This window comes from Hyalangium minutum, assembly GCF_000737315.1.
Lineage (GTDB): Bacteria > Myxococcota > Myxococcia > Myxococcales > Myxococcaceae > Hyalangium > Hyalangium minutum.
The window spans coordinates 102601-109658 of record NZ_JMCB01000001.1 but is presented as its reverse complement, the minus strand read 5'-3'; the positions used below and the strand labels follow the sequence as shown (position 1 = coordinate 109658).

Sequence of the window (7058 nt, the reverse complement as noted above, 5' to 3'; positions counted from 1 at the left end):
ATGACAAGGGCCCGGAAAAACGAAAAAAGCGCTCAAGGAGCGCTTTTTTGGACGGCTGCCCTGACACGCGGATCAGGAGCTGTCAGGAGACGGCGCGCAGCGGCTGCTGGGCAATCTGCCGGGTAAGACCCGTGAGGACCTGGCCCGGTCCCACCTCGCGCAGCTGGGGGTTCGGCTGCTTGAGGAGGAACTCGACGCTCTCGACCCAGCGGACGGGGCTGACGAGCTGCTTCACCAGTGTCTCGGCGACACGTGCATCCTGATACGGAGCGGCCTCGACGTTGGAGATGACCGGGATCTTCAGCTCCGCGAACTGGTAGTTCGCGAGGAACTGCGAGAACGCTGTCGCCGCGTCACGCATGTACCGCGAGTGGAAGGCAGCGCTCACCTTGAGGGGCACCACCGTTCGGGCCCCCTCTCGCTCGAGCAGCGGCCGAGCGAGCTGAATGTCCTGGGTAGGCCCGGACAGGACTGTCTGCTGGGGCGCGTTGAAGTTGGCGACATCCAGCGAAGCCAGGCCGTGGCGCGTGAGGAGCGCCTGGAGCCGCTCCGGGGACAGGCCGATCACCGCCGCCATACCGCCCCCCTTCGCGGCGGCCATCAGCTCTCCGCGGCGCTGAACCAGCTCCAGCCCCGTGAGGAAGTCGAAGGCGCCCGCGGCGAACAGGGCGCTGTACTCGCCCAGGCTGTGGCCCGCGACGAAGTCTGGCAGCACGCCCGTCTGGCGCACCGTCTCCAGGTAGGACAGGGCGTTGATGACGTAGAGCGCCGGCTGCGTGAAGCGCGTGTCGCTCAGGCGCTCCTGGGGGCCGGACAGGCACAGCTCCGCGACCGAGTACCCCAGCAGCGCGTCCGCCTGGCGCAGCAGATGGCTGTACCGGGGGAAGAGCTCCTTGCCCATGCCGATGCTCTGAGAACCCTGGCCTGGAAAGATATAGATGGTAGTCACGGTTGACCCCCTCAGCGCCGTCGATGCTTCGGCCGACCAGTCTGTAAGCCCTGCTTAAGCGGCTTTCCTGACTAGCTGGTGAATTCGACTTTTACCCGGATTGATGGCGGGGGTCAACACTCAAGGCTGCACATGGATCAAGATTCTGCGTCTCTGCTGGATTCTTTGTGGACAGACGTAGTCATTTGAGCAGCAATCTCAGCCCCTGAGGCGGTGAGCTCAGGCCTGGAGTTGTTGCAGCGCGTCGTAAGTGGCCGTCTTGTACATCTCGGAGAGCGTCGGGTAGTTGAAGCACGTTTCCACGAAGAGCTGCGTTCCAGCACCCGCCACCAGTGCCAGCAGCCCGATGTGCACCAGCTCCGAGGCCTGCTCGCCCAGCACATGCACCCCGAGCAGCTTCAGGCTCTCTCGGTGGAAGAGCAGCTTCAGCCTGCCGCGCCCCTCTCCGATGATCTGCCCCCGGGGATTGATGACGTACCCGGCGCGGCCCGCGACATAGGGGATGCCCTTGGCGATCAGGCCCTGCTCCGTCTCGCCCGCCATGGAGACCTCGGGGATGGTGTAGATGCCGTAGGGCAGCACCGGGGAGATCGTCTGCACTTGGCCGAAGGCGTGCAGCACCGCCACACGCGCTTGCTCCATCGCGGTGGAGGCCAGCGCCGGGAAGCCGATCACGTCTCCCACCGCGTAGATGTGGGGCACGGCCGTCTGGTACGTGGAGCCCACCTCCACCTGGCCGCGCTTGCCCAGCTTGACGCCCACGGGCTCCAGCCCGAGCCCCGCGGTGTTGGCCGAGCGGCCCGCAGCCACCAGCACCTGGTCCACCTCAATCATTTCGCCGCCAGCGAGCGTCAGCCGGATGGGCTCGGTGTTCTCCTGGGGCACCTGGATGGCCTCCACCGAGTGCCCCAGGCGCATCCGCACGCCGAGTGCCGTCATCCGCTCGCGCAGCAGCCCTGAGAATTCGGTGTCCAGGAAGGACAGCAGGTCCGGCTTTGGGTCCACCAGCGTCACCGGGATGCCCAGGGCGGCGAACATGCACGCGTACTCGCAGCCGACCACGCCAGCGCCGACCACCATCAGCGCGCTGGGCAGCGCCGTGATGTCGAGGAGCTCGTCCGAGTCGTGTACCCGGGGATCATCGAACGGGTAGAGCGGCGGGCGGTAGGGCGAGGAGCCGGTGGCGATGAGGATGAAGCGGGCCGTGATCCGGCGATCGGGGTGTCCCTCGCGCTGGACCAGGACGGTGTGCGCGTCCACGAGCGAGCCCTTGCCCTGCACTCGCTCCACGCCGTTGCGCTCGAGGTTCACGTCGATGCGGGCGCGCTCGGTCTCCTTCACTCGGCGCTCGCGGTAGAGGAGATCGGAGACGGTGGCCTCCCGCTTCAGCACGGTCTCCACGCCGAAGAGGCCGCGGGCGCGGTAGCCGGAGAGGTAGAGCGCCGTCTCGCGCAGCGTCTTGGAGGGCAGGGTGCCGGTGTTGGCCGCAGTGCCACCGGGGACGGGCTCCTTCTCGACCACCACCACGCGCTTGCCGAGCCGTGCAGCGTGGACAGCGCCCTGCTCGCCCGCGGGGCCCGAGCCAATTACCACCAAGTCGAAGTCGTCAGCCATGCCCGTCCCTGTCCTCCACTCAGGGGCCGGAAGCTATGATAAATGTTCTTTCCAAGGGGGAAATGCATGGCTGCGCGCATTTCGATTTCGCAGGTCGAGGTCAAGGGAGAGGCTCTTCAAGCCATCGTCCAGGCGATGGGACTCATCCAGAAGCGGGCGCTGAAGATTCTGACAGAGCAAGGCCTCGCCCCGATCGAAGCCGAGGCCTGGTACCCCATGAGCCGGCTCGTGGATGCCACCCGGAAGATCCAGACGGAGATCGGCCCCAACACGATGAGGGCCGTGGGCCGGAAGCTCTCCGAGAACGTCCTCCACTACCCGTCCCACGTCCGCACGCTCGATGACGCCCTGCGCTTCATCAACGTGAGCTATCAGATGTTCCACCGAGGCGCGGGGCTCATTGGCAGCTACCACTATGAGCCCGCCGGAGAGCGCAGGGGACGGATGGTCTGCGACGACCCTTATCCGTGTGACTTCGACAAGGGCATGCTGGAGGCACTGGGAGAGCGCTACCGGCCCAAGGACTCACTGTGGGTGCGGGTCGAGCACCTGGAGCAGGGCTGCCGGGAGAAGGGCGCCCACGCCTGCATCTACGACATCACCTGGTAGAGGGATTCCTAGTCCTGCGCTCTTCCGCTGTAGCGCAGGCCCAGGGAGATCTCCTCGGGGGTGAGCTGGCGGAAGGTGCCCTCGGCCACGTCCAGCTCCACACCGCCCACGGCCTCGCGGTGCAGCGCGCGCACAGGCAACCCCACGGCGCCGAGCATGCGCTTCACCTGGTGGTGGCGGCCCTCGGTGACGGTGACCTCCACGGTGTGGGCGTCGCGCAGCTTCACCTTCGCGGGCCGGGTGGGGCCGTCCTCCAGCATGACGCCGCGGCACAGGGGCTCGACCTTCGATTCATCCGCCGTGCCCTGCACCGTGGCCACGTAGCGCTTGGGCAGGTGGGTCTCTGGCGAGGTGGCGTGCGCCACGAGCTTCTCGTCGTTGGTGAAGAGCAGCAGGCCGGTGGTGCCTCGATCCAGCCGGCCGATGGCGTGCCACGTGTAGCGGGAGAGCTCATCCGGGAGCTGGGGCAGGAGCACTTCGTACACGGTGCCCGTGCGGTGCTGGCTCACGGTGGAGGTGAGCAGGTCCGCGGGCTTGTGGAAGGCCAGCACCCGCGTCTCCACCTCGCGGGCCAGCTCGGCTCCATCCACGCGGATGACCGCTCCCTCCGGGACTGGAGCCAGTGGCTGGTCCACCACACGCCCGTTGAGGGTGACACGTCCGGCGCGGATGGCCTCCTCGGCCTCGGCGAGGGGGAAAGCTCCTGCCCGGGCGAGCGCTCGCGAGAGCCAGTCCGGCTTGGCCTTGCCCTCCCAGCGGCTGCGGTTTGGATGCTTGGGAGGGGGGGCCGAGTGCCGGCGAGGTGGGGGCTTGCGAGCCATGGAGGCCGGCACTGTACCCGCTGCGGCGCGCGATGCGCGGATCTCAGTAGCGCGGGGCGTTGGGGAATTCGTCGGGCTCCTCTCCCTCGGCCGAGCCGGGCGTCTTACCGGGCTCTCCTGCGGGCACCTTGCGCTCCTTGTCGGTGCCCTCGGCGGAGTGGGGCGTGCGGCCCGGCATCTCGCGCGTGGGCGCCTCCCGCTTGGGCTCCTCGTCCCGGCCGGCGCTCAGCCCGGTGTCTTCATAAGGCATGTGGTTCATGGAGTCGCTCCTGGTCGATGGCGCTTTCCAGAAGGTAGGTCCCCAGAGCGGCGGTGACTCGGGGTTGCCCCCCTGGCTGTACGGGGGGCAAGGGCTTGGGCGGCCTGTTGCCAGCCGGCCTTCATCAGTGTCCGCCTCTGCGTCATGGATGGCTTCTTCTTGCGAGGAGATCAGTTCATCTGCGACGCGACGATGGGCGCTTGCTCCGCGGTCTCCCAAGGCAGCTCCGGCCACCAGCGCTCGAAGGGAGGCGGCGCCGCCGGTTCGAAGCTCTGGCCCGGCTTGGGGAACACCGCCGTCACCCCCAACCGCTTCGCCGCTACGAGCACGCGCTCCGCTGGCTCCGTCCACCCATGGAACGCGAGGTTGAAGAGCCCCCAGTGCACCGGCAGCATCACTCGGCCGCGGACCATCTGGTGCGCGGTGACGGCCTGCTCGGGGCCCAGGTGCCAGTCGGGCCAGGCACTCCCGTACTCTCCCGACTCGATCATCGTCAGGTCGAAGGGCCCCAGTCGCTCGCCAATGTCCCGCATCGCGGGGAACAGCCCCGTGTCCCCTGAGAACCACACGCGATGTGTGGGGCCCAGCAGCGCATAGCTGGCCCAGAGTGTCGCATTGGTGTCGGTAACGAAGCGCCCCGAGGCATGGCGCGAAGGTGTGGCGACGATCTCCAGCCCCTTCACCTTCGTGCGCTCCCACCAGTCGAGCTCGATGATGCGCGACGCGGGCACGCCCCAGTACTCCAGGTGCGCGCCGACCCCGAGCGGCACGATGAAGGTGGTGTCCCAGTCCTTCATCGCGGTGAGGGTCGGAGCGTCCAAGTGGTCATAGTGGTCGTGGGAGATGACGACGGCGTCCACCGGGGGCAGCTCTTTGAGCGCGAGGAGCGGCGCATACCAGCGCTTTGGCCCCACCGTGCTCAGCGGCGACGCGCGCTCGCCCCAGACCGGATCCGTGAGGATGCGGTGGCCGTCCACCTCCACCAGGATCGTCGAGTGCCCAAGCCAGGTCACGCGCAGGCCCGAGGGCGGGGGCGTGGCGAAGCGCTCGGCGCCACCACGCACCGTGGGGATCGGTTGTGAGGGGCTGGCATCCTTGCTGGCGTTGAACGCCCCCACCAGCGAGCCCCACAGATCATTGACCATCGGCTGTGGGTTCACGAAGTGGCCGCTGCTCCACTGGGTCGACTTCTCCATCCTCGCGCGCCGGTCTCCTATGGCCCGCTGGCCAAAGGCCCTCCAGCCGTCCACCAGCGCGCCCACCACGACCAGGGCGAACAGTGCGCCCAGTCCCCCCAAACCCCAGCGCAGCCAGCTCTGCTTCCTCAAGTTCTTCATGCGCTCTCCTCGAGTGGTGCGCACATGGCGCGGACGGCGACCGTCATTCCCGCGACGAAGGCTTCCCGGTTCGCGCTGCTGTGCTTCAGCCCGCGTGACGTCGCGTAGAGCGTGTCCGCGAGCTGGCGCGCCGTGAGCCCGGCGGTCTTGTAGGCGGCCAGCAGCCCGGACGTACGCAGCGTCTTGGCGACCGCTTCCAGGAACAGTTCCTCATGGCGGGCAAGCATGGGGCCGATGATTTCGCCACCGGCCTCGAGAAGGTCGGATGCGCCCGCACCCATCATCCCGACGTGCCGGCCCGTGACTTCGTCGAAGGCGCGCACCAGCCGTGCCTCCAGCCGGAGCGAGGCATCTCCCAGTGCGGCGGTCGCGGCGGCCAGAGAGTTCTCGAGCGTGTACTCGACGGTGGCCCGGAACAGCTCTTCCTTGGTCGCGAAGTGCAGGTACAGCCCCTGCCTCGATACCTGAGCGGCCCGGGCCACCTCGTCCATGGACGTCTTCCGGAACCCGTAGCGCAGGAAGACCGTCAGCGCGGCCTCCAGCAGCCTGCGCTGACGCGCCTCGTCGAGGGGCTTTCGCGGAGAGGGGGCGTCGGAAGTCATTCCGGACATATTTGACAACTTGGGCTCAGGTTGTCAAATCAGAGCACCGCCCGGTCAGCCCGAGGTCAGCCGCTTTCGGACGGTGTGGAGCGCCGCGAGCCACAGCTGTGCCTCGTTGCGCGTGAGCCGCGAGCGCCGCAGGGGGGCGAACAGGTCCCTCAGCCCCGTGCGCCCCGGTTGTTCATCCACGAGGAAGCCCCCGGTCTTGAGCGTCTCCTCCAGGGTCTGCTCCACGCGCGCCAGCTCCGCGTCCGAGGCCGCCACGGGCAGCGGAGCGGGTGGGGGAGGCGCCGCCGCCAGCGAGGCCATTCGCACCTCGTAGGCGTACAGCAGCACCGCCTGCGCCAGGTTGATGGATGGCTGCGACGGATCCGTCGGCACCGCGGACAGATCGTGGCATCGCTCCACCTCCGCGTTCGTCAGCCCGCTGCGCTCGTCTCCGAAGACCACCGCCACTGGCCCCTGGGCTGCCCGGGCCACCAGCTCTTCTCCGACAGCCCGGGGCGACAGGCGCCGCTTGCCCTCCACCTTCCGGGAGCTCGTCCCCACCACCCACACGCAGTCGGCCACCGCCTCCTCCAGCGTGTCCGCCCGCTTCACCCCGCCCAGCACGTCCTCCGCGTGCACCGCCAGCCGCCGGGCCGGCTCCAAATCCTCCGCCTCGGGCCGCACCCAGGTCCACTCGGACAGGCCACAGTTCTTCAAGGCCCGCGCGGCGGCACCGAGGTTCTCCGCGTTGCGCGGACGCATCAGGACGAAGCGGATGGGGAGCACCATGGGTCGTGCACCTTAGCGCCTACCCGTGGGCACCGTTGACCGCCGTCACCGTGACGCCTAGCGTCCGCCGCCGATCGCTGCCCGGACGGT

Annotated in this window: 8 protein-coding genes; 1 reads left to right on the top strand and 7 read right to left on the bottom strand. The window is 68.3% G+C overall.

Features of this window, described 5'->3' with window-relative positions:
* Positions 1-82 precede the first annotated feature (82 nt).
* Positions 83-949, bottom strand: coding sequence for an ACP S-malonyltransferase (gene fabD, locus DB31_RS00465; protein ID WP_205628442.1), 867 nt, complete (start codon positions 947-949; stop codon positions 83-85).
* 219 nt (positions 950-1168) lie between these two features.
* Positions 1169-2563, bottom strand: coding sequence for a Si-specific NAD(P)(+) transhydrogenase (sthA, locus tag DB31_RS00460; RefSeq protein WP_044180569.1), 1395 nt, complete (start codon positions 2561-2563; stop codon positions 1169-1171).
* A gap of 66 nt (positions 2564-2629) precedes the next feature.
* Between sthA and DB31_RS00455 the strand changes: the two genes are divergently transcribed.
* Positions 2630-3172, top strand: coding sequence for a hypothetical protein (locus DB31_RS00455; protein WP_044180567.1), 543 nt, complete (start codon positions 2630-2632; stop codon positions 3170-3172).
* Between the two features lie 8 nt (positions 3173-3180).
* Here DB31_RS00455 and DB31_RS00450 read toward each other — a convergent pair whose 3' ends face one another.
* The 5 genes from DB31_RS00450 to DB31_RS00430 all read right to left on the bottom strand — a co-directional run bounded on the left by DB31_RS00450 (position 3181) and on the right by DB31_RS00430 (position 6968).
* A complete protein-coding gene (locus DB31_RS00450; protein ID WP_044181988.1) occupies positions 3181-3993 on the bottom strand; it encodes a pseudouridine synthase in 813 nt (270 codons plus the stop codon).
* 43 nt (positions 3994-4036) lie between these two features.
* Positions 4037-4252 (bottom strand): hypothetical protein, encoded by a 216-nt coding sequence (locus DB31_RS00445; RefSeq protein WP_240486450.1) that lies wholly within the window; start codon positions 4250-4252, stop codon positions 4037-4039.
* Positions 4253-4422: 170 nt separating this feature from the next.
* The gene (locus DB31_RS00440; RefSeq protein WP_044180565.1) at positions 4423-5589 is read right to left on the bottom strand and encodes an MBL fold metallo-hydrolase; all 1167 of its coding nucleotides are present in this window, start codon (positions 5587-5589) and stop codon (positions 4423-4425) included.
* Positions 5586-6191 carry a TetR/AcrR family transcriptional regulator gene (locus DB31_RS00435; protein ID WP_052419603.1) on the bottom strand — a complete coding sequence of 202 codons (606 nt, stop codon included), beginning with the start codon at positions 6189-6191 and terminating at the stop codon, positions 5586-5588. Before DB31_RS00435 ends, DB31_RS00440 begins: the two co-directional genes overlap by 4 nt.
* Positions 6192-6245: 54 nt before the next feature.
* Entirely contained in the window at positions 6246-6968 is a 723-nt protein-coding gene (locus tag DB31_RS00430; protein ID WP_044180561.1) for an RNA methyltransferase, read from the bottom strand.
* Positions 6969-7058: the final 90 nt, after the last annotated feature.